The sequence below is a fragment of the Stappia sp. genome, from assembly GCF_048268045.1.
Classification (GTDB): domain Bacteria; phylum Pseudomonadota; class Alphaproteobacteria; order Rhizobiales; family Stappiaceae; genus Stappia.
In genome coordinates this window covers 328330-353419 of sequence record NZ_JBLWWG010000002.1, presented here as the reverse complement: position 1 = coordinate 353419, position 25090 = coordinate 328330, and the positions used below count along the sequence as shown (strand labels likewise).

At 68.0% G+C, this 25090-nt stretch carries 30 protein-coding genes; 13 read left to right on the top strand and 17 right to left on the bottom strand.

From position 1 onward, the window contains the following. Nucleotides 1-89: 89 nt before the first annotated feature. The 3 genes from lysA to argH are packed head-to-tail and all read right to left on the bottom strand — an operon-like array spanning nt 90 to nt 3224. Complete coding sequence (gene lysA / locus ACN0WF_RS04205; RefSeq protein WP_417771526.1) at nt 90-1364, bottom strand: diaminopimelate decarboxylase; 1275 nt, start codon at nt 1362-1364, stop codon at nt 90-92. Between the two features lie 51 nt (nt 1365-1415). Beyond that, nucleotides 1416-1628, bottom strand: a complete 213-nt coding sequence (lptM, locus tag ACN0WF_RS04200) for an LPS translocon maturation chaperone LptM (protein WP_417771525.1) — start codon at nt 1626-1628, stop codon at nt 1416-1418. A 30-nt stretch (nt 1629-1658) separates the two neighbouring features. Then, nucleotides 1659-3224, bottom strand: a complete 1566-nt coding sequence (gene argH, locus ACN0WF_RS04195; RefSeq protein ID WP_417771524.1) for an argininosuccinate lyase — start codon at nt 3222-3224, stop codon at nt 1659-1661. Nucleotides 3225-3268: 44 nt separating this feature from the next. On the opposite strand from argH, the gene tlpA reads away from it, so the two are divergent. Next, nucleotides 3269-3952 (top strand): thiol:disulfide interchange protein TlpA, encoded by a 684-nt coding sequence (gene tlpA, locus ACN0WF_RS04190; RefSeq protein WP_417771523.1) that lies wholly within the window; start codon nt 3269-3271, stop codon nt 3950-3952. Between the two features lie 107 nt (nt 3953-4059). Here the strand turns inward: tlpA and ACN0WF_RS04185 are convergent, their stop codons facing one another. The 9 genes from ACN0WF_RS04185 to ACN0WF_RS04145 form a co-directional block, all read right to left on the bottom strand. Beyond that, complete coding sequence (locus ACN0WF_RS04185; protein ID WP_417771522.1) at nt 4060-4263, bottom strand: hypothetical protein; 204 nt, start codon at nt 4261-4263, stop codon at nt 4060-4062. A 112-nt stretch (nt 4264-4375) separates the two neighbouring features. Next, nucleotides 4376-5257, bottom strand: coding sequence for a 3-hydroxybutyryl-CoA dehydrogenase (locus ACN0WF_RS04180; RefSeq protein WP_417771712.1), 882 nt, complete (start codon nt 5255-5257; stop codon nt 4376-4378). A gap of 291 nt (nt 5258-5548) precedes the next feature. Continuing rightward, nucleotides 5549-6490 carry an electron transfer flavoprotein subunit alpha/FixB family protein gene (locus tag ACN0WF_RS04175; protein ID WP_417771521.1) on the bottom strand — a complete coding sequence of 314 codons (942 nt, stop codon included), beginning with the start codon at nt 6488-6490 and terminating at the stop codon, nt 5549-5551. A 23-nt stretch (nt 6491-6513) separates the two neighbouring features. Then, the gene (locus ACN0WF_RS04170) at nt 6514-7263 is read right to left on the bottom strand and encodes an electron transfer flavoprotein subunit beta/FixA family protein (RefSeq protein WP_417771520.1); all 750 of its coding nucleotides are present in this window, start codon (nt 7261-7263) and stop codon (nt 6514-6516) included. Between the two features lie 230 nt (nt 7264-7493). Further along, nucleotides 7494-8186, bottom strand: a complete 693-nt coding sequence (locus ACN0WF_RS04165) for a rhomboid family intramembrane serine protease (protein WP_417771519.1) — start codon at nt 8184-8186, stop codon at nt 7494-7496. A 31-nt stretch (nt 8187-8217) separates the two neighbouring features. Then, nucleotides 8218-8790, bottom strand: coding sequence for a cob(I)yrinic acid a,c-diamide adenosyltransferase (locus ACN0WF_RS04160; RefSeq protein ID WP_417771518.1), 573 nt, complete (start codon nt 8788-8790; stop codon nt 8218-8220). A gap of 19 nt (nt 8791-8809) precedes the next feature. Then, entirely contained in the window at nt 8810-9007 is a 198-nt protein-coding gene (locus ACN0WF_RS04155; protein ID WP_417771517.1) for a twin transmembrane helix small protein, read from the bottom strand. 69 nt (nt 9008-9076) lie between these two features. Next, the gene (locus ACN0WF_RS04150) at nt 9077-9964 is read right to left on the bottom strand and encodes an SDR family NAD(P)-dependent oxidoreductase (RefSeq protein WP_417771516.1); all 888 of its coding nucleotides are present in this window, start codon (nt 9962-9964) and stop codon (nt 9077-9079) included. A gap of 90 nt (nt 9965-10054) precedes the next feature. Continuing rightward, the gene (locus ACN0WF_RS04145; protein ID WP_417771515.1) at nt 10055-11299 is read right to left on the bottom strand and encodes a ubiquinone biosynthesis hydroxylase; all 1245 of its coding nucleotides are present in this window, start codon (nt 11297-11299) and stop codon (nt 10055-10057) included. A gap of 125 nt (nt 11300-11424) precedes the next feature. On the opposite strand from ACN0WF_RS04145, the gene tesB reads away from it, so the two are divergent. Next, nucleotides 11425-12297: an acyl-CoA thioesterase II gene (tesB, locus tag ACN0WF_RS04140; protein WP_417771514.1), complete on the top strand. Its 873-nt coding sequence runs from the start codon at nt 11425-11427 to the stop codon at nt 12295-12297. An 18-nt stretch (nt 12298-12315) separates the two neighbouring features. On the opposite strand, the gene ACN0WF_RS04135 is transcribed toward tesB, so the two are convergent. From ACN0WF_RS04135 to ACN0WF_RS04125, 3 genes are all read right to left on the bottom strand, one after another. Then, the gene (locus tag ACN0WF_RS04135) at nt 12316-13515 is read right to left on the bottom strand and encodes a CobW family GTP-binding protein (RefSeq protein ID WP_417771711.1); all 1200 of its coding nucleotides are present in this window, start codon (nt 13513-13515) and stop codon (nt 12316-12318) included. A gap of 58 nt (nt 13516-13573) precedes the next feature. Beyond that, complete coding sequence (locus tag ACN0WF_RS04130) at nt 13574-14941, bottom strand: D-alanyl-D-alanine carboxypeptidase family protein (RefSeq protein ID WP_417771513.1); 1368 nt, start codon at nt 14939-14941, stop codon at nt 13574-13576. A 248-nt stretch (nt 14942-15189) separates the two neighbouring features. Beyond that, nucleotides 15190-15645, bottom strand: coding sequence for a GatB/YqeY domain-containing protein (locus ACN0WF_RS04125; RefSeq protein ID WP_417771512.1), 456 nt, complete (start codon nt 15643-15645; stop codon nt 15190-15192). A gap of 321 nt (nt 15646-15966) precedes the next feature. On the opposite strand from ACN0WF_RS04125, the gene ACN0WF_RS04120 reads away from it, so the two are divergent. The 10 genes from ACN0WF_RS04120 (at nt 15967) to ureG (ending at nt 22654) form a co-directional block, all read left to right on the top strand. Continuing rightward, nucleotides 15967-16824, top strand: coding sequence for an urease accessory protein UreD (locus ACN0WF_RS04120; protein ID WP_417771511.1), 858 nt, complete (start codon nt 15967-15969; stop codon nt 16822-16824). A gap of 27 nt (nt 16825-16851) precedes the next feature. Then, complete coding sequence (locus ACN0WF_RS04115) at nt 16852-17154, top strand: urease subunit gamma (RefSeq protein ID WP_417771510.1); 303 nt, start codon at nt 16852-16854, stop codon at nt 17152-17154. Nucleotides 17155-17170: 16 nt separating this feature from the next. Further along, nucleotides 17171-17476, top strand: a complete 306-nt coding sequence (locus tag ACN0WF_RS04110) for an urease subunit beta (protein ID WP_417771509.1) — start codon at nt 17171-17173, stop codon at nt 17474-17476. Nucleotides 17477-17501: 25 nt separating this feature from the next. After that, entirely contained in the window at nt 17502-17924 is a 423-nt protein-coding gene (locus tag ACN0WF_RS04105; protein ID WP_417771508.1) for a lysozyme inhibitor LprI family protein, read from the top strand. Nucleotides 17925-17961: 37 nt separating this feature from the next. Then, nucleotides 17962-19674: an urease subunit alpha gene (ureC, locus tag ACN0WF_RS04100; protein ID WP_417771507.1), complete on the top strand. Its 1713-nt coding sequence runs from the start codon at nt 17962-17964 to the stop codon at nt 19672-19674. Between the two features lie 69 nt (nt 19675-19743). Further along, nucleotides 19744-20355, top strand: coding sequence for a glutathione S-transferase family protein (locus ACN0WF_RS04095; protein WP_417771506.1), 612 nt, complete (start codon nt 19744-19746; stop codon nt 20353-20355). Beyond that, on the top strand, nt 20352-20900 hold the full coding sequence (locus ACN0WF_RS04090; protein WP_417771505.1) for an urease accessory protein UreE: 549 nt from the start codon (nt 20352-20354) through the stop codon (nt 20898-20900). The genes ACN0WF_RS04095 and ACN0WF_RS04090 overlap by 4 nt, the downstream gene beginning before the upstream one ends. Further along, nucleotides 20848-21633, top strand: a complete 786-nt coding sequence (locus tag ACN0WF_RS04085; RefSeq protein WP_417771504.1) for an urease accessory protein UreF — start codon at nt 20848-20850, stop codon at nt 21631-21633. Before ACN0WF_RS04090 ends, ACN0WF_RS04085 begins: the two co-directional genes overlap by 53 nt. Beyond that, a complete protein-coding gene (locus ACN0WF_RS04080; RefSeq protein ID WP_417771503.1) occupies nt 21630-22031 on the top strand; it encodes a hypothetical protein in 402 nt (133 codons plus the stop codon). Before ACN0WF_RS04085 ends, ACN0WF_RS04080 begins: the two co-directional genes overlap by 4 nt. Then, nucleotides 22028-22654: an urease accessory protein UreG gene (gene ureG / locus ACN0WF_RS04075; RefSeq protein WP_417771502.1), complete on the top strand. Its 627-nt coding sequence runs from the start codon at nt 22028-22030 to the stop codon at nt 22652-22654. The genes ACN0WF_RS04080 and ureG overlap by 4 nt, the downstream gene beginning before the upstream one ends. 15 nt (nt 22655-22669) lie before the next feature. Here ureG and ACN0WF_RS04070 read toward each other — a convergent pair whose 3' ends face one another. Beyond that, nucleotides 22670-23197 (bottom strand): gamma-glutamylcyclotransferase, encoded by a 528-nt coding sequence (locus ACN0WF_RS04070; protein ID WP_417771501.1) that lies wholly within the window; start codon nt 23195-23197, stop codon nt 22670-22672. Between the two features lie 151 nt (nt 23198-23348). Here ACN0WF_RS04070 and ACN0WF_RS04065 point away from each other — a divergent pair, with 151 nt between their 5' ends. Further along, nucleotides 23349-24431, top strand: a complete 1083-nt coding sequence (locus tag ACN0WF_RS04065; RefSeq protein WP_417771500.1) for a DUF2125 domain-containing protein — start codon at nt 23349-23351, stop codon at nt 24429-24431. 47 nt (nt 24432-24478) lie between these two features. Here the strand turns inward: ACN0WF_RS04065 and ACN0WF_RS04060 are convergent, their stop codons facing one another. Further along, nucleotides 24479-24940 (bottom strand): GNAT family N-acetyltransferase, encoded by a 462-nt coding sequence (locus ACN0WF_RS04060; protein WP_417771499.1) that lies wholly within the window; start codon nt 24938-24940, stop codon nt 24479-24481. Nucleotides 24941-25090: the final 150 nt, after the last annotated feature.

Sequence of the window (25090 nt, the reverse complement as noted above, 5' to 3'; positions counted from 1 at the left end):
GCCGGCCGGCCTCACCCCAGACTAGGGTGGTCCGTTTGCGGACGTTTGGCAAGGCTTGGCCGCCTGCCGGAGCTCACATCCGCGTGGCTTCAGGCCTTGTCGAGCCAGTCGGGAAGCCGGTCGGCGCCGATCACGTCCTCATAGGTCGGACGCGGGCGCACCACCGCGAAACGGTCGCCGTTGACAAGCACTTCCGGCACCAGCAGGCGGGTGTTGTAGGTCGATGCCTGCACCGCGCCATAGGCGCCGGCGGAAAACACCGCAAGAAGGTCGCCGGCCGCGACCGCCGCCATCTCCCGGTCCTGGCCGAGGTAGTCGCCGGTCTCGCAGACCGGGCCGACGATGTCGGCGCGAATGCGGGTTTCGCCGACACCGCCGCGAACCACCGGGCGGATCTCGTGATAGGCCTCGTAGAGTGTCGGGCGGATCAGGTCGTTCATCGCCCCGTCGACGATGACGAACTTCTTCTCCGCCCCGTCCTTCACGTAGACGACCCGGGTGACCAGGATGCCGGCGTTTCCGGCGATCATCCGGCCCGGCTCGAAGATCACCTTACAGTCGAGATGCGCGACATGCCGGCGAACGACCGCGGCATAAGCCTCCGGATGCGGGGGCGGCTCATTGTTGTCGCGGTAGGGAATGCCGAGACCGCCGCCAAGGTCGACGTGATCGATCGCGTGACCGTCGGCGCGCAGCTCGCCAATCAGCGTGCCAAGGCGCGAGAAGGCCGCGTCGAAGGGCTCGAGCTCGGTGATCTGGGACCCGATGTGCATGTCGATGCCCGAGACCTCGATGCCGGGAAGCTGTGCCGCCTCGGCATAGACCTCGCGCGCCCGGCCCCAGGGGATGCCGAACTTGTTCTCCGCCTTGCCGGTCGCGATCTTTGCATGGGTGCGGGCGTCCACATCCGGGTTGATGCGCACCGAAACCCGTGCCGTCTTGCCCTTCTCGCTGGCGACCCGGGAAAGCTGCACCAGCTCCGGCTCGCTCTCCACGTTGAAGCACAGGATGTCCTCGTCGAGGGCGAAGGCCTGCTCGGCCTCCGTCTTGCCGACACCGGAGAACATGATCCGGCTGCCAGGCACGCCGGCGGCGCGCGCCCGCCGCAGCTCACCCTCCGACACCACGTCCATGCCCGCCCCCAGGCGCGCCAGCGTGGTCAGCACGGCCTGGTTCGAGTTGGCCTTCATGGCGTAGCAGACAAGCGAGGGAATGCCCGCGAACGCCTCGCTGAACACCCGGTAATGGCGCTCCAGCGTGGCCGTCGAATAGCAGTAGAACGGCGTGCCGACTTCCGCGGCGATCCGCTCGACCGGCACGTCCTCGGCGAGGAGGCGGTCGTTCACATAGGCGAAATGATGCAAGGGACCTGTCCTGTCCGTGCCCCGCGTCACGGCCGCGACGGCCGTCCGGGATCAGATGATGGCGTCGAGAATGAAATCGCGCTGCGGTTTGGCCGGGCGCTCGACCGCGGGAGCCGGGTTCGCGACGTCGCCGGCAAGCGCCGGGTCGACCGTTCCCGGCCTCTCGAGACCGCCGCGACGCCCGCACCCGGCAACCGTCATCGCCAGCAGCGCCGCGACCAGGACACCGGTTCGCAACAGAGGGGAATAGCCACCCTTCGCCATGATCCGCGCAACTCCTTCACGCGCCATTCGTCACGGGCGCGGTTGTTCAGGGCTTCCCCGTGCAGGGGCGATCATCCACGGACGACCGCTGCTCGGGAGCAAGGCCGGCGACCTTCGCTTCGTCGGCACGAAGCGAAGGGCGCCGGGCCTCGTTTCCTCCCATGCGGCGGGGCCGGCCGCACCCCTTCCAAGCCCGCCCCCCCCGCCCGCGGCGCCGCGCTCCAGCGCCTCCAGCCAGCGCCGCGCCTGCTTGCGCACGTTGACCGGCGACGTGCCGCCGTAGCTGGTGCGCGAACGCACCGACTTGTCGACCGACAGCACCGAGAAGATGTCGTCCGTGATGCGCGGCTCGATCTCCTGCAGCGCCTCGAGCGGCAGCTTGTGAAGCGCCACGCCCTTTTCCACGGCAAGCGCGACGGCGCGGCCGGTGACGTGATGGGCCTCGCGGAACGGCATGCCGACGACACGCACCAGCCAGTCGGCCAGATCCGTCGCCGTCGAATAGCCGGAGCCGGCCGCCGCCTTCATCGCCTTGGTGTTGGGCGTCAGGTCGCGAACCATGCCGGTCATGGCGGCAAGCGCCAGCGACAGGCTCGGCAGGCCGTCGAACGCCTGCTCCTTGTCTTCCTGCATGTCCTTGGAATAGGCCAGCGGCAGACCCTTCATCATCACCAGAAGCGCGGTCAGCGAGCCGTAGATGCGGCCCGTCTTGGCGCGCACCAGCTCGGCCGCGTCCGGGTTCTTCTTCTGCGGCATGATCGAGGAGCCGGTCGAGAAGCGGTCGGACAGGGTGACGAAGCCGAACTGCGCCGAGCACCAGATGACGATCTCTTCCGCCAACCGCGACAGGTGCATGGAGGCGATCGAGGCGGCGGAAAGCGCCTCGATGACAAAGTCGCGGTCGGAGACGGCATCGAGCGAGTTGGCGGTCGGCCGGTCGAAACCGAGTGCCGCCGCCGTCATCTCCCGGTCGATCGGGAACGAGGTTCCCGCCAGCGCGGCGGCGCCGAGCGGGCATTCGTTCATGCGCACCCGGGCATCGCGCACGCGCGAGCGATCACGGGCGAACATTTCCACATAGGCCATCAGGTGATGGCCGAAGGTCACAGGCTGCGCCGACTGGAGATGGGTGAAGCCCGGCATGACGTCGCCGGCGTGCTCCTCGGCCCGCTCGGCCAGAGCGCGGATCAGGTCGGTGAACTGGGCATCGAGCGTGTCGAGCGTGTCGCGCACCCACATGCGGAAGTCGGTCGCCACCTGGTCGTTGCGCGAGCGGGCCGTGTGCAGCCGGCCGGCAGCCGGGCCAATCAGCTCCGCCAGCCGCGACTCCACATTCATGTGGATGTCCTCGAGCGCGCGCGAAAACGTGAAGGTGCCCCCCTCGATTTCACCTCGGATCGTGTCGAGACCCTCTGCTATCTTCGCCGCGTCTTCGGCAGCGACAATCTCACGCGCCGCCAGCATGCGGACATGGGCCTTCGAACCCTCTATATCCTGGCTGTAGAGCTTGCGGTCGTAGTCGATGGAGGCGTTGATCTCCTCCATGATGGCGTCGGGTCCTTCGGCGAACCGGCCTCCCCACATACGATTGCTCATGAACGTGCCCCTCTGGCGCCTCAAACGGACGGATACGTGACTAGATGACCAACGAAACGCAGCCACGGCCTCGCAGACGTCTCGCCCTTGCCGCACTGGCCGCCGCCGCGCTGGCGGCCGGATTGGGCGGGGTATACGTGATCGGCGGGGCAGATGGCAACACGAAGCAGGCGGCAAGCTGTCGGGGCGCGCTCGACATCGCCCGCGCCGTCGCCCCGATGGCGAAGGGCGAGCTTGCCGCTTTCCTGCCCGCCGAAAAGCCGATGTCGGTCGCCGACCTGACCTTCTCCGACGACGCCGGCCAAAAGATGAGCCTCGCCGACTTCTCCGGCAAGACCGTCCTGCTCAACCTCTGGGCCACCTGGTGCGCCCCCTGCCGCAAGGAAATGCCGGCGCTCGACCAGCTCGAGGCGGAGATGGGCAGCGACGATTTCGAGGTGGTCGCGGTCAGCGTCGACCAGAACGGCAACGAGAAGCCGAAGGCCTTCCTGAAGGAGATCGGCGTCGAGCACCTCGTCTTCCGCGCCGACCCGTCCATGAAGATCTTCCAGGACGTACGCGCGCGCGGCCGCGCGCCGGGCCTGCCGACGACGCTTCTGATCGACGGCAAGGGCTGCGAGATAGGCGCCGTGATGGGGCCGGCCGAATGGGCCTCGGGTGACGCCAAGGCGCTGATCCGCGCCGCGCTCGACGAAGGCCGCAAGACCGGGGCGTCCGGGGGAAGCTGAGCCGGCGGACGCACAGACAGCCGGCGAAACGAAAAGCGGCGCGAGGAGGCCCCTCGCGCCGTTCGCATGTTCTGATGTCGGGTCGGCCCCAAGCCGGGCCTGGACCCTCAGACGGAAACGTCGACCTTGCCGCCGATGCCCGCGCCCGCCGGCGCCTTGGCCGCCGTTGCGGCCGCGGCATCCGCATTTGCCTCGAGCATGGCGGCAATTCCCGCCTCGGCATTGGCGTTCTGCTTCATGAAGGTCGTGGTCAGGGCCATCTGTGTCTGGGACGTGGAGGCGCCGACCATTGCGGCAGCGACGTTGGACATGAGGCAGTCTCCCGACAAACGTGTGATCTTGCGCGCATTCTCGCCCGCCCCGCATTAACGGGCGGTTAAGAATGCCGACCACAGAGGCCCTGTCCGGCCCGGCTCCGCCTCCTCAGCGGGTCGGAACCGGCGTCTCGCCGCGGTAGTCGTAGAAGCCGCGCTGCGTCTTGCGACCGAGCCAGCCCGCCTCGACGTATTTCACCAACAGCGGACACGGGCGGTACTTGGAATCGGCCAGCCCCTCGTAGAGCACCTGCATGATCGACAGGCAGGTGTCGAGGCCGATGAAATCGGCGAGCTGCAGCGGGCCCATCGGATGGTTCGCGCCAAGCCGCATGGCCGTGTCGATGGCTTCCACCGAGCCGACGCCTTCATACAGCGTGTAGATCGCCTCGTTGATCATCGGCAACAGGATGCGGTTGACCATGAAAGCCGGAAAATCCTCGGCCACGGCGGTCGTCTTGCCGAGCTTGCGGGTGAACGCCTTGGCAAGCTCGAAGGTCTCGTCCTCGGTGGCAATGCCGCGCACCAGCTCGACGAGCTCCATGATCGGCACCGGGTTCATGAAGTGAATGCCGATGAAACGCTCCGGCCGGTCGGTGGAGGCGGCGAGCCGCGTGATCGAGATCGACGAGGTGTTGGTGGCGAGGATCGCCTCCGGCTTCAGCAGCGGACAAAGCTGGCTGAAGATCTTGCGCTTGACCTGCTCGTTCTCGACGGCGGACTCGATCACCAGATCGGCGTCGCTCAGCTCTTCCATGGTGTTGGCGGCGACAAGACGGTCGAGCGCCGCGCTGCGCACCTCTTCGGCGATCTGCCCCTTCGACACCTGGCGGGCCAGGTTGCCGTTGATCGAGGCGAGCCCCGACTGGATGCGATCGCGGGAAATGTCATGGAGAGCGACCTGAAAGCCGGCGACAGCGCAAACATGCGCGATGCCGCTGCCCATCTGGCCCGCACCGACCACACCGACTTTCTTGATCTCGATCACCATCATGCGTTCCGATTTCTTGTCGCGGGGGCGGAGCGCCCGCATCGCGGAGGTGTATTCATGGCAACTTAGCATGTCGCCCGCAAGAACCCAGGGTGCGGGCAAGGGCCTGGTCGCTTTGGCCGCTGCCCTGCCGCGTCTGCCCGGGAAGAGGCGAAAGCGGACGGGGGAACGGCAGCGCCCGCCACAAGGGGCGGGCCGGAAACGCCCGGCCCCGCGTCAGACGGCGGGACCGGGCAATGTTCATCGGGCGCAAACGGCGCGGCCGCACAGGCGGCGCGCCCGCCCGCGTCCTCAGCCCTTGGCGGCTTCGACGGCCGCCTTGAACTCCGGCAGGATGTCGAAGAGGTCGCCGACGAGGCCGTAGTCGGCCACCTGGAAGATCGGGGCCTCCTCGTCCTTGTTGATGGCGACGATCACCTTGGAGTCCTTCATGCCGGCGAGGTGCTGGATGGCACCGGAAATGCCGCAGGCGATGTAGAGATCGGGAGCAACCACCTTGCCGGTCTGGCCAACCTGCCAGTCGTTCGGAGCATAGCCCGCGTCGACGGCGGCACGGCTGGCGCCAACGGCGGCGCCAAGCGCATCGGCGACGGGAAGGATCACTTCCTCGAACTTCTCCTTGGAGCCGAGCGCGCGGCCGCCGGAGATGATCACCTTGGCCGAGCTCAGCTCCGGGCGGTCGGACTTGGAAAGCTCCTGGCCGACGAAGCTCGAGAGCTCCGAAGCCGTCGCCGTCGCATCCTCGATGGACGCCGAACCGGTTTCCTCGGCGGCCGCGAAGCTCGCGGTCCGAACCGTGACGACCTTCTTTGCGTCGGTCGACTTCACGGTCTGGATGGCATTGCCGGCATAGATCGGCCGCTCGAAGCTGTCCGCGTCGACGACGCCGATCACGTCCGAAAGCTGCATCACGTCGAGCAGCGCGGCAACCCGGGGCAGCACGTTCTTGCCGCTGGCCGTCGCCGGAGCGACGATGCCGTCGTAGCCATCGGCGAGCGACAGGATCAGGTCGGCAAGCGGCTCTGCGAGCTGCGCGGCAAGGCCGTCGCCATCGGCGAGGAGAACCTTGGTCGCACCGGCGAGCTTCGCCGCCTGCTCGGCGACCGCGCGGCAGTCCTTGCCAGCAACGAGCACATGAACGTCGCCGCCCATGGCCTGGGCCGCTGTCATCGCCTTGTGGGTCGCGTCGTTGAGCGATTTGTTGTCATGCTCGGCAACAAGAAGAATGGTCATCTTGGGTCTCTCCTTCCTGTTTTTTAGAGCACGCCGGCTTCGTTCTTGAGCTTGGAGACAAGCTCGGCGACGTCGGCGACCTTGACCCCGGCCGCGCGTGCCGGCGGCTCAACGGTCTTGAGCACCTCGAGACGCGGCGCGATGTCGACGCCGAAATCCTCGGGCGTCTTCTCGTCGATCGGCTTCTTCTTCGCCTTCATGATGTTGGGAAGCGAAGCATAGCGCGGCTCGTTGAGGCGCAGGTCCGTGGTCACCACGGCCGGCATCTTCAGGCTCACCGTCTGCAAGCCGCCATCGACCTCGCGGGTCACGTCGACCGTGCCCTCGCCAAGATCGACCTTCGAGGCGAAGGTGCCCTGGGCCCAGCCAAGCAGGGCGGCGAGCATCTGGCCGGTCTGGTTGCAGTCGTCGTCGATCGCCTGCTTGCCGAGAATGACGAGGCCGGGCTCTTCCGCCTCGACGATCTGCTTCAGGATCTTGGCAACGGCCAGCGGCTCGGTCGTGGCATCGGTCTTGACCAGAATGCCGCGGTCGGCGCCCATCGCCAGTCCAGTGCGCAGGGTCTCCTGCGCCTGCTGCGGACCGACGGAGACGACGATGATCTCGTCGGCCTTTCCGGCCTCGCGCAGCCGGATGGCCTCCTCGACGGCGATCTCGTCGAACGGGTTCATCGACATCTTCACATTGGCGAGGTCGACGCCCGAGCCGTCGGCCTTGACCCGAACCTTGACGTTGTAGTCGATCACCCGCTTCACAGGCACCAGGATCTTCATCGGTTGTGCAACCTCCCGCTGGCGCGGCCGGGATATCGGCCGCCGGTCGTCATCGTGTCCTCGTCATGGTGTCGAGGTTCCCTTGGGGCACCCGAATTCGGCGAAATTCCGCCGATCTGGTATAGCGCGCCGGGACCGTACTGGCGCTGCCGAACCCTGTCAATGTCGCGTTGAAACTGCCGCGAAACGCGGCGGAATCCGCGCTTCGCGCGCCCGTTGCCGGCAAAGCGTCAAAGCCCGCGGTCAAAAAGCGCGATGCCGCGGCGGCGGAACGGCACGACCAGAGCCGCGCCGGCGAGCGCGCCCGCAACATGCGCCCACCATGCCACCTGACGGTCGCCGAGGCCCAGAGCCATGACGAGTTGGAACACGATCCAGGCGGCAAGCACCAGCGCCGCCGGAAGGCGTAGCGGCAACCGGCCGAAGGCCAGCACCCAGACGCGCACCCTGGGGTGCAGCACCAGATAGGCGCCGATCACGCCGGCGACCGCGCCGGACGCTCCGATCAGCGGCACGATGGACGCGGGGTCGAGCGCCGCATGGGCGAAGCCGGCCGCCGCCGCGCACAGAAGGTAGAAGACGAGAAAGCGCAGATGCCCCATCGCGTCCTCGACATTGTCGCCGAACACCCACAGGAACAGCATGTTGCCGCCGAGATGAAGCCAGCTGCCGTGCAGGAACGCATAGGTGACCAGCGAAGCGCCCTCGGGAAGCACCGCGAGCTGCGGCGCCAGCTCGCGCGTTTCGAACAGCACCGCCGGCACCAGCCCGAGCGACAGGGCCGCCGCCTGCATCGCCGGCTGCCACAGTCCGCCGCCCTGGATCAGCACGAAGACCGCCACATTGAGCGCGATGAGCCCCCATGTGACAAATTGTCGCCGCACGTGCCGCAACGGATTGTGATCGTAGAGCGGGATGAACATGCGCTTGGCTCCGCGTCCGCGCCGGGTGTCCCTAGCGGTTCTTGCCCGGGACCCAGAGCACGTCGGCCGCGCCCTTGTCGTTGGCATGACGGGCGGCGACGAAGAAGAAATCCGACAGCCGGTTCATGTAGATCAGCGCCTGGCGGTTGACCGGCTCGCGCTCGGCAAGCTCCGTCATCAGCCGCTCCGCCCGGCGCGACACGGTCCGCGCGAGGTGAAGATAGGCGGCAGCCGGCGAGCCGCCTGGCAGCACGAAGGACCGCAGCGGCGAGAGATCGGCGTTCATCCGGTCGATCTCCGCCTCGATGGCGCTCACCTGCGCCTCGGTGACGCGCAGCGGCGGATAGGCAGGGTTCTCGCTTTCGGGCGTCGCGAGATCGGCGCCGAGATCGAAAAGATCGTTCTGGATGCGCGCCAGCGCCATGTCGAGATCCGGGGCTGCCTCAGCCGTGGCAAGCCTGGCGAGACCGACGACGGAATTGGTCTCGTCGACCGTGCCATAGGCCTCGATCCTGAGATCGTGTTTCGGCCTGCGGTCGCCCGAGGCGAGCGCCGTGGTGCCGGCGTCTCCGGTCTTTGTGTAGATCTTGTTCAGAACAACCATATCACGTCCTCCGGCTGGATCAGGGCTTCGAGCCGGACAGATAGAGCACGCTCATGACGATGACGATGGCCAGGAACTGCAGAACGACGCGCCAGCGCATCAGGTTCTGCGAGCGCGACGAAGGACCGCCGCGCATCATGTTCCAAAGCCCCATCAGAAGCACGAGCGCCACCGCCGCGAGCGCGAAGGGGATAGCCCCTCTCAGGATTTCAGCCATTTCCGATCCTTCCCGTCTGTCCGTTCCGCCGCGCCCGGGCCTCTTCGGCGGAGGCGCGCGCGGGTGTCGTCATTCTTCGCCGCGCGCCGCGCGCAGCAGCATCCTGTCGAGCATGCGCGCGCTCAGCACCCGCTTCGCCGCCGCCATCACGATGGTCGGCACGGTCACCCGGTAGCGCAGCTTCGGCCGCGATGCCTCCACCGCGTGAACCAGTTGGCGCACCACCGCGCCGGCCGGCAGTTTGAAGGGCGAGGGCTCGCCGGAGCGCATCCGCTCCAGCCGCTTCTCATAGCTGGCGCGAAACGGCGAGGCAGCCATTCCCGCGTCGCCGATCACCCGTTCGAAATTAGCCAGCGCATTCTCGGTGAAACGTGTGGCGATCGGGCCGGGCTCGATCAGCGAAACCGCGATGCCGGTGCCGGCGAGCTCGTTGCGAAGCGTGTCGCTATAGCCTTCGAGCGCGAATTTCGAGGCGTTGTAGGCGCCGCGATACGGCATGCCGATGAAACCGAGGATCGAGGAGCACTGCACGATCCGCCCCGTCCCTTGCGCCCGCATTGCCGGGATGACGGCGCGCGTCAGCGTGTGCCAGCCGAAGAAATTCGCCTCGAACAGATCGCGCAGGGCGGTCGTCGGCATGTCCTCGAGCGCCCCCGGCACGGCATGGGCGCCATTGTTGAAGAGCGCGTCGAGCCGTCCGCCGGTGCGCGACAGAACCTCCGCCGCCGCCGCCGCGATGCTGGCCTCGTCCGCATAGTCGAGACGCAGACTTTCAAAGCCCTGGTCAAGAAGCCGCTCCACATCCTCCTGCCTGCGGGCGGTGGCGAAGACACGCCAGTCGCGACCGCGCAGGGTGTGGGCCGCCGCCGCCCCGATGCCGGAAGAGCAGCCGGTGATCAGGATGACCCGCTGCCGCCGATCGCCGTCTGCCGGCTGGTCAGGCTGTGTAACGGCCATCGATGCGATCTTTCCCTTCCCCGGTGTTCGACACTCCCTCGTTCCTAAAGCAAATCAGGCCCGCGTTGAATCACCTTCTCGCACGAACCCTCAGATCGGGTCGCCGACGAGCAGCCGGGGCGCCGGGCCCTCCAGGCCGGCGGCCTGGCGGATGAACATGCGCTTGAGCGAGGGCATCCGGTCGACCAGGCCGAGGCCGATGTCGCGCACCGCCCGCACCACATCCAGATCGTTCGAAAACAGCCGGTTCAACACATCGGTGACGGCCCCCATGCGCCAGGCATCGAAGCGCCTCCAGCGCTGGTAGCGCTCCAGCACGTCGAGCGCGCCGATGTCCTCGCCGAGCCGCCGCGCCTCCACGATCACCTCGGCAAGCGCCGCGACATCCTTGAACCCCATGTTGAGCCCCTGCCCGGCAATCGGGTGAATGCCGTGGGCGGCATCGCCAGCGAGCGCAAAGCGCGGGCGCACGAAATCGCGGGCAAGCGTCAGGCCGAGCGGGAAGGCGTGGCGCGGCCCCTCCAGCTCGATCTTGCCGAGATGGTGGCCGAAGCGGCGTTCAAGCTCGAGCTCGAAGGTGAAATCATCACCCTTGACCAGCTTGTCCGCCTCGACCCGGCGCTCCGACCAGACCAGCGAGGAACGGTTGCCGACCAGCGGCAGGATCGCGAAGGGACCGGAGGGGAGGAAGTGCTCCTCCGCCCGTCCGTTGTGCGGCCGCTCGTGGCGCACGGTGGTGACGATGCCCGACTGGTCGTACTCCCAGCGCACCGTGCCGATGCCGGCAAGGTCGCGCAGACGCGACTTGACGCCGTCTGCGGCGACCAGCAGGCGCGCCTGGCGCGTCGCGCCCGATCCGAGGCGGATCTCGACGCCGGCGCCGGCAACCGAGAAGCCGGCGACGCTGTCGGGCGCGATGTGCTCAACGCCGATCTCCGCGCCGCGCCGCGCCAGCGCCGCGACCATTTTGCCGTTCGGAACCATGTGGGCGAAGGGCTCTCCCGCCTCCACCGCGCCGTCGAAGGTGAGAAACACCGGGCGCACCGCGTCGCGCAGGCGCGAATCGGTGACGATCATCTCGGTCATCGGCTGGGCATGCGGCAGGATCTCCTGCCAGACGCCGAGCTGGTCGAGCATCCGGCAGGCGGCCGCGGCGATCGCCGAGGCGCGCGGATCCTTCTCTAGGCTTTCCACCGGCCGCAGGTCGACCACGGCAACCGACATCGCCGGATCCGCCTGCTTGAGTGCCAGGGCAAGCGACAGGCCGACATAGCCGCCACCGGCGACGAGGACGTCCAGGGACCGGTCCCCTTTCGGGGTCTGTTTCGCGCTCATGCGAGCCTCCTTGCGCCCGGCTGAAGGGCTTTCGACGCCACACCGTCCGTTCGGACGGCCTTGACTTTCCGCTCCGGCGAAACACACGTTCCGGAAACCCGTTTCCGCCGAAGAGGACCCTCCGGATGCGTTCTGCCGTCGATGACCTGCTCTCGATACTCGATCTGGAGCCGCTGGAACACAATCTCTTCCGCGGCATGAGCCCGCAGGTCGGCTGGCAACGCGTGTTCGGCGGCCAGGTCATCGGCCAGGCGCTGGTCGCCGCCTCGCGCACCGTGCCGGAAGACCGCTTCGTGCATTCGCTCCATGCCTATTTCCTGCGCCCCGGCGATCCGGCGGTGCCGATCATCTACGAAGTCGACCGTATCCGCGACGGCGGCAGCTTCACAACGCGGCGTGTCGTCGCCATCCAGCATGGCAAGCCGATCTACTCCATGTCCGCCTCCTTCCAGCTGATGGAGGCCGGCCTTGAGCACCAGTCGACCATGCCGGACGTGCCGATGCCGGAGGACCTGCCGAGCGAAGCGGAGCTGAAGGAGAAATTCCTGGCGCACGCCCCCGAGCCGGTGCGCCGCTACTGGCAGCGCGACCGGCCCATCGAGCTGAGGCCGGTCGACCTCGACCACTATTTCAGCCGCAAGAAGCTGACGCCGGCGCAAAACGTCTGGGTCCGCGCCAGCGCCGCCCTGCCCGACGATCCGCGCATCCATTCCTGCGTGCTCGCCTATGCCTCCGACATGACCCTGCTCGACACCTCGCTGTTCGCCCATGGCACCAGCGTGTTCGATCCGGAGCTGCAGGTGGCGAGCATCGACCACGCCATGTGGTTCCACCGCCCGTTCCGCGCCGACGACTGGCTGCTCTACGCCGAAGACAGCCCCTCCAGCTCCGGCGGACGCGGCTTCACCCGTGGCGGCCTCTATTCCCGCGACGGCCAGCTCGTCGCCTCGGTTGCCCAGGAGGGGCTCATCCGCGTGCGCGACCGCAAAGCGGAGTGACCCGCCGCGCCGCGATGCTCAGCCGAAGCGACCACTAAAGCCCGTGATCGCCAGCGGATTGCCGGACAGCGCCGCCGCATCCGGCGTGTCCGTCGCGACATTGCCGACGAAAGCGTCGAAAAGCCTGCGCACGAAGCCCTCCGGCAGGTCGCGGGTGATGAACACGAGCCGCGTGCGGTGGTCACCGTCCGGCCAGGCCGGCAGTCTCACCGGCGGATGAAAGACATGCTGCACCCCGTGCAGCACCACCGGCCGCTCCGGGTCCTCGGCAATCCGCACGATGCCCTTCATCCGCAACAGCTTCGGCCCGTGCGCCGAACGCAGCAGGTCGAGGAACATCTCCAGCCCGGCCGCCGGCATCGCCCGCTCGGAGGTCAGCGAGAAGGCGCGAATGCCATCGCCGTGCCGGTTGACGTCGTGATGGTGATGACCGCCGCCATCCCCGTGGGAATGATCATGTTCATGGTCGTGGTCGTGATGATGATGCCGGTGCTTGTCCTCATAGGCCTCGGCATTGAGCCAGCGCGCCACATCGGACGTCTTTGTCGCCGGATCGTAGAGGCCGGTACCGATCAGCTCCGCCACCGTTGCTTCGCCTTTCGCCGCAAAAAGGATCGGGGCGCCCGGGTTGAGTGCCGCGATCCGGCGGCGCAGCGGCGAGGACGGGTCGTTGGCCGCCGCCCCCTCGGCAAGGTCCGTCTTGGTCAGCACGATGCGGTCGGCCACCGCCACCTGCTTCACCGCCTCTTGCTGCGCGTCCAGGGTCGCCTCGCCATTGACCGCATCCACAAGCGTCACCACCCCGTCGAGCCGGTAGCGCATGACCAGATAGGGGTGCTGCATGACCGTGTGCAGGACCGGCGCGGGATCGGCGAGCCCGGTGGTCTCGATCACCACCCGCGACAGGCGTTCGGTGCGGCCGTTGTCGAGCCGCCGCAGCAAATCCTCCAGCGTCGTCACCAGGTCGCCGCGGATGGTGCAGCACAGGCACCCGGAGGACAGTTCGACGATGCCCTCCGCGCCACCCTCGACGAAGAGATGGTCGAGACCGACCTCGCCGAACTCGTTGATGATCACAGCGGCGTCGGCAAGCGCCGGATCTCCCAGCAGCCGGTTGAGCAGCGTTGTCTTGCCGGCTCCCAGGAAGCCGGTGATGACGGTCAGCGGGATCGGCGGCTTCGGCTGGCGCGCAGGCGCGGGCGCGGGCGCCGGGGCGATATCGGTCACGACAGGTCCTTTCTCGCCCGAAGGCGATCTCTGTGACGCAGGACTGGGATCAGGGGCGCGGCGCGGCCAGGGGCCGCGGCACGAGAACGAGCGGCTTGCCGCGGAAGATCGCGCCGGGCGCTGCCTGGCCGGCAGCGGTGCCATGCTCGACGCTCCGGCGAATGCCCCCCGCGCCGGAAACCGCGGCGGAGGCCTCGATCAGCGCCGGCTTCGACTGGGGCATCGGCGCGCCGGGGATCGGAACGCCAACGGCGACAGCCGCCGCAGCGACGCCGGCCGCAATCTTTGGCGAATTCGCATCGGCAGGCACCCCGAGCGACACGCGCAGCGGCTCGTCGACGCGCTGGCGCGGGCCGATCACCTCGTCCATTACCTTGGCCCAGTCGGTCTTGCCGCCGGCGGTCTGGGGGACCTCGTCGTCCTCGGCATCGGCGGCAGGCTGCGAAATGCCCTGCAGAGCCGGCGGGCGCGAGATGCCGCCGCCCACGAAGGCGAGCACAGAACCGCCGGATTTCCTATTGCCATAGGCGGCCAGGAGTTCCTCGGCCGTCGGCCGGGGATTGCGCTTGCAGTAGCCGTCGGGCGGCGGCCCGCCGGACACGCCGGTCAGCTGCTCCACCGAGCGGCCGCCGCGCTTGTCGAACCCGTCGTCGATGAGCTCGCGCGCCTTCGCCGCCCGCTCCACGCCCGAGGCGGCGCCGAGCACGACCGCAAGCACCGTGCGCCCGCCGCGCGTCGCGGAGACGACGACGTTGAGCCCGGAGTTGCAGACGTACCCCGTCTTCATGCCGTTGGCGCCAGGCACCCGGGCGAGAAACTCCCGGTTCGCCGACTTCAGCACCTTGTTGCCGACCCGGATGCCGGCAACCTGGAAGTAATGGCGATGCTCGGGAAACTCGCGCCACAGGGTGCGCGCCAGAAGCGCCAGATCGCGCGCGGAGGAAATCTGGCCCGGGTCGGGCAACCCGTGCGGATTGACGAAATGGGTCGCCGACATGCCGAGCCGGCGCGCCTCCGCGTTCATCAACTCGATGAAGGCCGGCTCGCTGCCGCCGACGGATTCGGCGATCGAGACCGCAACGTCATTGGCCGACTTGACGATGACCATCTTCAGCGCGCTGTCGAGCGTCAGCCGGGTGCCCGGCTTGAAGCCCATCTTGCTCGGCGGCATGGCGTGCGCATTGGCGCTGACGGTGACCACGGACCGGGCGCTCGCCCGTCCCTCGCGCATCGCCTTGAAGGTGACATAGGCGGTCATCAGCTTGGTGATCGAGGCCGGATACCACTGCCGACGCGCCGCTTTCTGCGAAATGACGCCGCCAGACTCCATGTCGACGACGATCCATGACGCCACCTCGGCACGCGCGCCGGGGCCCGGGAGCGCCGCGACCGCAAAACCGGCCAGCGCAAGCAGCATGAAAAACCCACGCAGGCGATGCCTGCCGGGCAGAATAGAACGGGCCATAGCGTTGATCTGCACGCCCAATCCTCCGGACGATGGGTCGAGGCGGGCCGCAGCGCAACCCCGCCTCATGCGGGACGTCGGTCGCACGGATCGCTCCACGACACGACGCTCCCTTTGAATTCTCGCCCCTATCTAGCCGAAACCGGGGACGAATTGCAAAATCCGCGCAAGAAAATTCCGTTACGGAAGATCATTGCCGCTCAGGCGGAAAGCCGTGCCTTCACCTTCGCGCTCGCCATCTTCATGTCCATGGTGGCGGCGTGGCGCGCCTGCAGCGCGGCCATCACCTTGCCCATGTCCTTCATGCTGCCGGCCTCGAGCTCGGCGATGACGGTGCCGACCGTCGCATCGATCTCCGCCTCGCTCATCTGCGCCGGCAGGAAGCCCTCGATGAGCGCGACCTCGGCCTTCTCGCCCTCGGCAAGATCGGCGCGCCCGTTCTGTTCGTAGAGCACGATCGAATCCTGAAGCTGTTTCACCATCTTCTTCAGGACCTCGATGACGAGCGCGTCGTCGTCGGTCCGCGCCTCGCCGCCACGCAACTCGATCTCGCGGTTCTTGAGCGCCGACTGGACGAGACGCAGCGTGGAAACCGTCTTGGCGTCCTTCGCCTTCATGGCGGCAACGAGGGCGGACTTGATGTCGTCGCGGATCATCGGGGGAACTCCTGGAACGCTGGCACGGGGTCATTGGAAGAGGCCTCGCCCCATGTCGTCATCCGCGACCGGATGCACAAGGCGAGCGTCGTCCGGCATTTAGACGCAGGAGCGACGACTTTGCAAAGAAGACCGCACGGCCGTGCCCCGTCTTCTTCGCCCTCGTCTTGTGCATTTGCCCATTTCCTGGGCATGACGCCAGCCCTTCCCCCGGCGCATCGCCCCTTTCCCTGCTCCCTCCGGCACGCCCCGCAAGACTTCCCGCAAACTGGCCCCGCTCTTGCTAACACCGAGCCATACGAAGCAAGAAAGCCGAGCCCCATGCCCGCCGACCCCGCCCTGATGCACTCGACCAGCCCTCCGGCCCTGCAACGGGTGCGCGGCGCAGCCCGCGTCCGCTTCGTCCAGCGCGCCGAGGCGACGCGGCTCGCCGACCTCGAGCAGAGCGGCTCGGCCAAGATCCGGCTTCCCAAGACGCATGACGGCGTCCCCGTCGCCGTCTTTCTCAACACCGCAGGCGGCCTCACCGGCGGTGACCAGCTCGACTTCGACGCCGAGGTCGGCGACGGGGCCCGCGCGATCGTCACCACCCAGGCGGCCGAGCGGGTCTACAAAAGCCCCCATGGCGCCGCGACCCTGGACAGCCGCCTGCGCGCCGGGGATGGCGCATGCCTGGAATGGCTGCCGCAGGAAACAATCCTCTTCGACCGCGCCGAACTGACCCGTTCCTTCTCCGCCGACCTTGCCCCGAACGCCGCCCTGCTGGCGGTGGAAAGCGTCGTCGTCGGACGCGAGGCAATGGGCGAGAGCGTCCATGCGCTGTCCTTTCGCGACCGCTGGCGCATCCGGCGCGACGGCCGGCTCGTGTTCGCCGACGAGGCCCGCATTTCCGGCGACGCGACCGACATTCTTTCCGGCCCGGCAACGGCCGCAGGCGGGCGCGCCTTCGCCACCGTCATCGACTGTCGGCCGGGAGCGCCGGACGACCTTGGCAAGGCGCGCGCACTGCTCGACGGCCTGCGCGGCTCGGGCACGGCCTTTCGCTGCGGCGTCAGCGCGCTCACCGACTGTCTTGTCCTGCGCTTCGTCGCCGAGACCGGGCAGGACATGCGCGAGGGGCTTGTCGCCTTTCTCGAGACATGGCGCGGCACGGCGCTGCCGCGCACCTGGTACTGCTGAGCGCATGCCCGAAACAGGACGGACCACATGAAACTGACGCCACGCGAAAAGGACAAGCTGATCGTCGCCATGGCCGCGGAGGTGGCGCGCAAGCGCCTGGCGCGCGGGGTGAAGCTCAACTACCCGGAGGCCATCGCGCTGATCACGGACTTCGTCGTGGAAGGCGCGCGCGACGGTCGCACGGTCGCCGAGATGATGACCGCCGGCGCCACGGTGATCTCCCGCGACCAGGTGATGGAGGGCGTCGCCGAGATGATCCACGACGTCCAGGTCGAGGCGACCTTTCCCGACGGCACCAAGCTCGTCACCGTTCACGAACCGATCCGCTGACAGACGGAGGGCAACCATGATCCCGGGTGAAATCCTGCCCGCCGAGGGCGATATCGAGCTGAATGCCGGCCGCCGCATGCTGGAGATCGAGGTCGCCAACACCGGTGACCGCCCGGTGCAGGTCGGCTCGCACTATCACTTCGCCGAGACCAATCCGGCGCTGGCCTTCGACCGGACGGCCGCGCGCGGCATGCGCCTCGACATTCCCGCAGGAACGGCAATCCGCTTCGAGCCGGGACAAACCCGGAAAATCACGCTCGTCCCCTATGTCGGGGATCGCGCGGTCTACGGTTTCAATGGCAAGGTGATGGGGTCTCTCTGACACCACCACACAAGGCAGTTCGAAAATGACCCGCATTTCCTTCGCCACGCTGGCTCTCGCCGGCTTGTCCCTCTTCGTTTCGCTGCCCGCCTCCGCCGCGCAGCCCGATGTGGATTGCAACGATCCGCAAGTGCAGATGGAAATGACCTATTGCGCCGAGCAGGAATGGCAGGCGGCCGACAAGGATCTCAACGCAGCCTACGGCGAGGCGATGAAGACCATGCGCGGCCTCGACGCCAACCAGAGCGCCGACATGAAGGGCGCGGAAAAGGCGCTGAAGGAGGCCCAGCACGCCTGGATCGCCTATCGCGACAAGGCCTGCGCCGCCTACGGCTATCTCGCCCACGGCGGCACGATGGAGCCCATGCTGATCTACCAGTGCAATGCCGACCTGACCACGCAGCGCACGGAAGAACTGGAACAACTGGCCGCCGGCCTCGGTAACTGATCCGGGCCCGGCCGCTCTCGCTTTCGCCGGAGGGGACATGGCTTACAAACTGTCGCGCGCCGCCTATGCGGATATGTTCGGCCCCACCACGGGCGACCGGGTACGCCTTGCCGACACCGAACTCTTCATCGAGGTGGAGCGCGACTTCACGCTCTACGGCGAGGAGGTGAAATTCGGCGGCGGCAAGGTGATCCGCGACGGCATGGGCCAGTCCCAGCGCACCCGCGCGCAAGGCGCCGTCGACACGGTCATAACCAACGCGCTGATCGTCGACCACACCGGCATCTACAAGGCCGACATCGGGCTCAGGGACGGACGCATCGCCGCCATCGGCAAGGCGGGCAATCCGGACATCCAGCCCGGTGTCGACATCATCATCGGACCGGGCACGGAAGCAATCGCCGCCGAGGGCAAGATCGTCACCGCCGGCATGCTCGACGTGCACATCCACTTCATCTGCCCGCAGCAGATCGACGAGGCGCTGACCTCCGGCGTGACCACCATGCTCGGCGGCGGCACCGGGCCGGCAACAGGCACCAACGCCACCACCTGCACCCCCGGTCCCTGGCACATCGAACGCATGCTGCAGGCGGCGGAAGCCTTTCCGATGAACCTCGCCTTCGCCGGAAAGGGCAACGCCGCCCTGCCGGCGGCGCTCGAGGAGCAGATCCTGGCCGGCGCCTGCAGCCTCAAGCTGCATGAGGACTGGGGCACCACGCCGGCGGCCATCGACTGCTGCCTGGCGGTCGCCGACGCCCACGACGTGCAGGTGATGATCCACACCGACACGCTCAACGAAAGCGGTTTCGTCGAGAACACCACCGCGGCCTTCAAGGGCCGCACCATCCACGCCTTCCACACCGAGGGCGCCGGCGGTGGCCACGCCCCCGACATCATCAAGCTGTGCGGCGAGGCGAACGTCATCCCGTCGTCCACCAATCCGACGCGGCCCTATACGGTGAACACCATCGACGAGCATCTCGACATGCTGATGGTCTGTCACCACCTCGACCCGTCGATCCCCGAGGACGTGGCCTTCGCCGAGAGCCGCATCCGCCGCGAGACCATCGCCGCCGAGGACATCCTCCACGATATTGGCGCGTTCTCGATCATCGCCTCCGACAGCCAGGCCATGGGCCGGGTCGGCGAGGTCGGCATCCGCACCTTCCAGACCGCCCACAAGATGAAGGTGCAGCGCGGCCGCCTGAAGGAGGAGACCGGCGAGAACGACAATCTGCGGGTTCGCCGCTACATCGCCAAGGTGACGATCAACCCCGCGATCGCCCACGGGCTTTCACGCCACATCGGCTCGGTCGAGGTCGGCAAGCTCGCCGATCTGGTGATCTGGGATCCCGCCTTCTTTGGCGTGAAGCCGGATCTCGTCCTCAAGCTCGGCACCATCGCCACCGCGCCGATGGGCGACCCCAATGCCTCGATCCCGACGCCGCAACCGGTGCACTACCGGCCGATGTTCGGCGCGTTCGGCCGGTCGATGACCGCCTCCAGCGTCACCTTCGTGTCGCAGGCCGCCTATGACGCCGGCATCAAGCAGCGGCTTGGCCTCGACCGGCTGGTGCTTCCGGTCGAGAACACCCGCGACGGCATCTCCAAGGCCTCCATGGTGCTCAACAACGCCACCCCCGTGATCGAGGTCGATCCGGAGACCTACGAAGTGCGTGCCGACGGCGAACTGATCACCTGCGAGCCGGCCGAAGTGCTGCCGATGGCCCAGCGCTATTTCCTGTTCTAGGATTGCCTGGCCGCCCCGGCGAAGACCGGCGGAGGGCGCTGTCCCGCCGCCTGGATGGGAGATGACGACATGTACACCGTATTCGGATTTCCGCGCACGCGGACGATGCGCGTGATCTGGATGCTGGAGGAACTGGGGGTCGCCTACGAGTTGGTGCCCTCCATGCCGCAAAGCGCCGAGATCCGCGAGATGAGCCCGCTCGGCAAGGTGCCGCTGCTGCAGGACGGCTCCGTCGTGCTGCGCGATTCCGTCGCCATCTGTCAGTATCTCGCCGACAAGCACGGCAAGCTGACCCATCCCGCCGGAACGCTCGAGCGCGCCCGCCAGGACGGCTTCACCCAGTTCGTGATCGACGAGATCGACGGCGCGCTGTGGACCGCCGCCAAGAACACGTTCGCCAACCCGCCCGACCGTCGCGCGCCCGAGGTCAAGCGCGTCTGCATGGCGGAGTTCGCCATCGCCCTCGACCGGCTCGCCCAGATGCTCGACGGTCAGCCCTATCTTATGGGCCACACCTTCACCCTGCCCGACCTGCTTGTCGGACATTGCGCCGGCTGGGCCGAGGCTGCCCGCTTCCCGTTGCCCGACAGCGGCCCGGTTGCCGACTACATCGCCCGCACCCGCGCGCGTCCGGCCTTCGCAGCAGCGGCGAAGCGGGCGCAGGAAGCGGCCCCGGCATGATCGCGGTGGCGGAAATCCTGCCGGCGGGAAGCTGGGAGAGCGCGCCCGACGACAGCGTCGTGCTCGACCGCGAGGACCGACACCGCCGCCGCGCGGTGCTCGACTGTGCCGGAGGAACGCGGGTGCTGCTCGACCTGCCAAAGGCCGTGCAGCTGCGCCACGGCGATGGCCTGCGCCTCCAGGACGGGCGCATCGTCGCCATTCTGGCGGCCGCCGAGGACCTCGTCGAGATCGAGGCGACCAGTGCCGACGCGCTTCTGCGCATAGCCTGGCACCTGGGAAACCGTCACCTGCCGACCCAACTCGTCCCCGGCGCCATCCGCATCCGCCGCGATCACGTCATCGAGGACATGGTCGAGCGTCTCGGCGGCGTAATGACGCCGCTCGTCGCCCCCTTCGACCCCGAAGGCGGCGCCTATGGCCACGGCACGGTGCGGGGACACGACCACAGTCACGATCACACGCACGACCACAAGGGTCACGGGCATGGCCATGCCCACACCCACCCCCATGGTTCCGCAGGCCATGACGGCGGCGAAAGCTGACGCGATGACCGTCCGTTTCGCCCCGCCCGAGGAAGCGCTCTACCTGCTGCTCGCATGGCTGTCGCCATCGTTCCCGGTCGGCGCCTACACCTACAGCCACGGGCTCGAATGGGCGGTCGAGGACGGCGCCGTCACGGATGCGGCAAGCCTGAGCGCCTGGCTCGACGACGTGCTTTGCCACGGAGCTGGCCGCTCGGACGCGATCCTCCTCGCCCGGGGCATGGAGGCGGCCAGCGCTGCCGACGAGGAGACCTTTCGCGGCCTTCTCGACCTGGCGCTGGCGCTTCAGCCCTCGCAGGAGCGCCGTCTGGAGACGGGCGCGCAGGGCGATGCCTTCATCACCGCGATCCGTGCCGCCTGGATGCCGGAGTGCGGCTCGGCCGCTGCCCTGTTCGACCGGCTGACGACGGGAGGCGCGGCGATCCCGCGCGGCGGCTGGGCCTATCCGCTCGCCCTGGCGCTGGCCGCCAGCGCCTGGCGCCTGCCGGTCGCGGCCACCGTCGGCGCCTATCTGCATGCCTTCGCGGCGAACCTCGTTTCCGCCGCGATCCGCGCCGTCCCGCTCGGCCAGAGCGACGGGCAGCGGGTGATGAACCGGCTGCGTGCGACCACGCAGGCACTGAGCGCGGAGGCGATTGCCGCGCCGCTCGACGAGATCGGCGGCTGCGCCTTCATCTCCGACATTGCCTCCATGCGCCATGAAACCCAGTACACGCGGCTGTTCCGCTCATGAGCCACTTGCCGGCAATGGGCCTGCGCCAGCCACGCGGCCAATGGATCGCAACCCCGGCCGACGCGCGCTCGGCTCAGATCCTTGGCGTCGAGACCTGCGCGGTGCTGCGCGACTTTCGGGACGGAAAATGGTCCTGGCGAGGGACGCCGACGCTCACCGACGAAGCCTTGACCTCGGGCGCTGGCGCCTGGTGGATGCTGCCGCGCCACGAGGTGTGGCGTTCACTGCTCAAGCCCGGCTCCGCCGTCGCCTTGCGCTGGGCCACAAACGCGACAGCGGACGCGCCGAGCGGGTCCGTGGGGGCATGGATCGGACTGTTCCAGCTCGGATCGATCATGCTCGCCCCCCACCGGATACATCTTACCCTGACGGATCGGATAGCGGAGATACCCCAATGACCTCACCGAACGGTCCCTTGCGCGTTGGCATCGGCGGCCCCGTCGGCTCCGGCAAGACGGCGCTGATGGATGCGCTGTGCAAGCGGTTGCGCGACGATTTCGAGATCGCCGCCATCACCAACGACATCTACACCAAGGAGGATGCGGAATTCCTCACGCGCTCGGGCGCGCTGGAGGCCGAACGCATCCGCGGCGTCGAGACCGGCGGCTGCCCGCACACGGCGATCCGCGAGGATGCCTCGATCAATCTCGCCGCCATCGCCGATCTGGAAGCCGCCTTTCCCGCGCTCGACCTGATCCTGATCGAATCCGGCGGCGACAATCTCGCCGCCACCTTCTCGCCCGAGCTCGCGGACCTGACGATCTACGTCATCGACGTTTCCGCCGGAGACAAGATCCCGCGCAAGGGCGGCCCCGGGATCACCCGCTCCGACCTTCTCGTCATCAACAAGACGGATCTGGCGCCGCTGGTCGGCGCGTCGCTGGAGGTGATGGACCGGGACTCGCGCCTGATGCGCAAGGAGCGCCCCTTCGTCTTCACCAACGTCAAGGAAGGAACCGGGGTCGAGGATGTGCTCGAGTTCATCATCTCGCGGGGCGGGCTGAGGAAGGCCGCCGCCTGATCTGGCACCGTCAGCCTAGCGCGGCGCGAGGTTCCGCCCCAGCGCCTCGAGCCCGGCATCGCGGATGCCGAGCTGGCGCAGGTGATCGAGCGTGTTGAGAACATACTCGGGGTTGGGGCCGGACTGGCCGGCGGCGTCGCGCACGATCTCCACCTGCCGTTCCAGCGACAGCACGCCCGCATATTGGGGATGGCGACGGTCGACCAGATAGGTCAGCGCGTCGATCGTCTCTCCGCCGCGCCCGTCGAGACGCACCCGACGCTCGGCCTCCACATAGACCATCGTCGCCTGCTCGCGCTCGCGCAGATAGGCAACGACCTCCTCCCGGTCGCCGGCGGCGACGCGAAACGCCATGCCCCGGCACGCGCCACCCCGGTCGAGGCCGAGCACCAGACCCGGGCGCTCCTGCGTGCCGCGATGGACCCATGAGTAGATGCAGAGCGAGCGGTGCACCCCGTGCAACAGGCCGGGAACCGCTTCCTGGAACCGAAATCCGGGCCGCCAGATCAGCGACCCGTAGCCGAACACCCACAAATCCCGCATGTCGCCCCTCGTTCTGATCGGCCCCGCATTTAGCAACCGGCGAGCCGAAGGGCAAGAATTCGCCTTGAAACCGCCCCCCGACCATGCTTTTCACGCAACCGCGCCTCCCGGCGGGCCTGTCCGCCCGCCCGCGTCAAGACAAGAGGATCCCATGCCCGAGACGTCACCGGAAACGCCACGCGAGGCGAAGGCCGAGACAGCACGCCCGCAGCCCAGGCGCTCGACGCGCCGCCGGTTCATTCTCCTGATCGTTCTGGTGCTGCTGGTCGTGGGCCTGTGGAGCGCCTATTGGGCAACCGCACGCGGCATGGTCGGCGATGTGCTGCGCAATGCCACCGCCATCGCCAGCGCCGAGGGCGGCGAGATCTTCTGCGGCGAGGAATGGCTCGGCGGCTATCCCTTCCAGTTCGAGCTGACCTGCGCGCCGCTGCGGCTGCGCACGACGGACGGGCGCACGGCAACGACAGCCGGATTCCGCGCTGTGGCTCTTGCCTATAATCCCTATCACGTCATTCTCGAGGCCGATGCGCCACTTGCCCTGGGCGGCCTGCTGCCGGGCCTCGACCAGAGCCTGGTTGCCAACTGGCGCATTGCCCAGGCCAGCCTGCGCGTCGGCGATGCCGGCCTGGCGCGCGGCGACATCGAGCTCACCGCGCCGCAGCTTCTCCTGGACGCCGCCCCGGAGGATGTCGCCCCCGCCCTGGCGCTTGCAGCAGAAACGGCGAGCTTTCACGTTCGTCACTCGCCCGACAGCGATGGCGCGGCCGATGTCGCGCTGTCGGTCGCCCAACTCACCGTTCCCGGCCTCGCGGCTCCCGTGGAACTGACCGCGACCGCGACCATCGCGGGAGGCGCGGCGCTCCTGGGCAACGGCGGCCCGATCGACCCGAAGGCGCTGCTCTCCCCGGACGGAGCGATCCGTATCGCATCGCTGACGGTCGCGGGAGAAGGGCTGAACCTGTCGGCGCAAGGCACGTTGCACCTCGACGCGCGCGGCCGGCTCGAGGGTGAGTTGCCGCTGACGGTATCGGGCTCCGACCGGCTGCCGGCCCTGCTCGCGCCGCTGTTTCCGGAAGGATCGAACGTGCCGATGTCGCTGGCCGGCGCCATCGTCGCCTTCGGCAAGCCGACCACCCTTGACGGTGCACCCGCAGTGATCGTGCCGCTGGCATTCCGCGACGGCGTCGCCCGCGTCGGCTTCATTCCCATCGCGCCGCTCACGCCCCTTTTCTGAAGGGGCGTGAGCGGCGGCGTGTCATCGTGTTGCGCCGGGGCGCGCCGTCAGGCGGATGCGCCCCGGTCGATCGGCAGGACGTAGCCTTTCCAGTCGGCCGGCTCGGCGATCTTGTCGTAGAGCGCCATCGCCGGCGCGTTCTTGCCCGGCACGATCCAGCGCAGCTCGGCCCAGTGGCGCCTGCCGCCCTCGCCGATCAGCCATTCGACCATGCGCCGGCCGACGCCGTTGTTGCGCGCGTCCGGATGCACGTAGATCTCGTCGAGCTGCCCGACCCGCAGGCCGGTGATGATTTCCGGCAGGTCGAAGAAGATCGCGAAGCCGACCAGTCGGCCGTCGAGCTCTGCCCCGATCACTTCCCCCGTACGGTCGCCAAGGATGCGCTCGGCGTAGAACTGGTCCGGGCGACGTGGCGCGCCGCGCTTCAGCGCCTGCGCGTATTCGGCAATCAGCGGCGCGAGGACGAGGGCATCGTCCGGTCCGAGCGTCTTGATGGTGATCTTGCTCATGAATTCTCCGCGAAGAGTCTCGATGCCGGTCTCTCGCCGGCATTGGCCGTCACATTGCCCCGAACTCGCGCGCCATTTCAACCGCCGATAGCTCCGCCCCGAGGCAAGCCCTGCCGGCGACCGATTGACGCGGACCTGACGCGCGCCGCA

Coding starts and splice junctions, on each gene's coding strand:
- ACN0WF_RS04170 (WP_417771520.1), bottom strand. CDS start 7,263: ATGAAGATCCTGGTGCCTGTGAAGCGGGTGATCGACTACAACGTCAAG.
- ACN0WF_RS04120 (WP_417771511.1), top strand. CDS start 15,967: ATGCCCGCCGACCCCGCCCTGATGCACTCGACCAGCCCTCCGGCCCTG.
- tlpA (WP_417771523.1), top strand. CDS start 3,269: ATGACCAACGAAACGCAGCCACGGCCTCGCAGACGTCTCGCCCTTGCC.
- ACN0WF_RS04065 (WP_417771500.1), top strand. CDS start 23,349: ATGCCCGAGACGTCACCGGAAACGCCACGCGAGGCGAAGGCCGAGACA.
- ACN0WF_RS04175 (WP_417771521.1), bottom strand. CDS start 6,490: ATGACCATTCTTCTTGTTGCCGAGCATGACAACAAATCGCTCAACGAC.
- ACN0WF_RS04110 (WP_417771509.1), top strand. CDS start 17,171: ATGATCCCGGGTGAAATCCTGCCCGCCGAGGGCGATATCGAGCTGAAT.
- ureC (WP_417771507.1), top strand. CDS start 17,962: ATGGCTTACAAACTGTCGCGCGCCGCCTATGCGGATATGTTCGGCCCC.
- ACN0WF_RS04165 (WP_417771519.1), bottom strand. CDS start 8,186: ATGTTCATCCCGCTCTACGATCACAATCCGTTGCGGCACGTGCGGCGA.
- ACN0WF_RS04060 (WP_417771499.1), bottom strand. CDS start 24,940: ATGAGCAAGATCACCATCAAGACGCTCGGACCGGACGATGCCCTCGTC.
- ACN0WF_RS04150 (WP_417771516.1), bottom strand. CDS start 9,964: ATGGCCGTTACACAGCCTGACCAGCCGGCAGACGGCGATCGGCGGCAG.
- argH (WP_417771524.1), bottom strand. CDS start 3,224: ATGAGCAATCGTATGTGGGGAGGCCGGTTCGCCGAAGGACCCGACGCC.
- ACN0WF_RS04185 (WP_417771522.1), bottom strand. CDS start 4,263: ATGTCCAACGTCGCTGCCGCAATGGTCGGCGCCTCCACGTCCCAGACA.
- ACN0WF_RS04115 (WP_417771510.1), top strand. CDS start 16,852: ATGAAACTGACGCCACGCGAAAAGGACAAGCTGATCGTCGCCATGGCC.
- ACN0WF_RS04085 (WP_417771504.1), top strand. CDS start 20,848: ATGCCCACACCCACCCCCATGGTTCCGCAGGCCATGACGGCGGCGAAA.
- ACN0WF_RS04095 (WP_417771506.1), top strand. CDS start 19,744: ATGTACACCGTATTCGGATTTCCGCGCACGCGGACGATGCGCGTGATC.
- ACN0WF_RS04125 (WP_417771512.1), bottom strand. CDS start 15,645: ATGATCCGCGACGACATCAAGTCCGCCCTCGTTGCCGCCATGAAGGCG.
- ACN0WF_RS04080 (WP_417771503.1), top strand. CDS start 21,630: ATGAGCCACTTGCCGGCAATGGGCCTGCGCCAGCCACGCGGCCAATGG.
- ACN0WF_RS04090 (WP_417771505.1), top strand. CDS start 20,352: ATGATCGCGGTGGCGGAAATCCTGCCGGCGGGAAGCTGGGAGAGCGCG.
- ACN0WF_RS04160 (WP_417771518.1), bottom strand. CDS start 8,790: ATGGTTGTTCTGAACAAGATCTACACAAAGACCGGAGACGCCGGCACC.
- ACN0WF_RS04105 (WP_417771508.1), top strand. CDS start 17,502: ATGACCCGCATTTCCTTCGCCACGCTGGCTCTCGCCGGCTTGTCCCTC.
- tesB (WP_417771514.1), top strand. CDS start 11,425: ATGCGTTCTGCCGTCGATGACCTGCTCTCGATACTCGATCTGGAGCCG.
- ACN0WF_RS04145 (WP_417771515.1), bottom strand. CDS start 11,299: ATGAGCGCGAAACAGACCCCGAAAGGGGACCGGTCCCTGGACGTCCTC.
- lptM (WP_417771525.1), bottom strand. CDS start 1,628: ATGGCGAAGGGTGGCTATTCCCCTCTGTTGCGAACCGGTGTCCTGGTC.
- ACN0WF_RS04180 (WP_417771712.1), bottom strand. CDS start 5,257: ATGGTGATCGAGATCAAGAAAGTCGGTGTGGTCGGTGCGGGCCAGATG.
- ureG (WP_417771502.1), top strand. CDS start 22,028: ATGACCTCACCGAACGGTCCCTTGCGCGTTGGCATCGGCGGCCCCGTC.
- ACN0WF_RS04070 (WP_417771501.1), bottom strand. CDS start 23,197: ATGCGGGATTTGTGGGTGTTCGGCTACGGGTCGCTGATCTGGCGGCCC.
- ACN0WF_RS04155 (WP_417771517.1), bottom strand. CDS start 9,007: ATGGCTGAAATCCTGAGAGGGGCTATCCCCTTCGCGCTCGCGGCGGTG.
- ACN0WF_RS04130 (WP_417771513.1), bottom strand. CDS start 14,941: ATGCTGCTTGCGCTGGCCGGTTTTGCGGTCGCGGCGCTCCCGGGCCCC.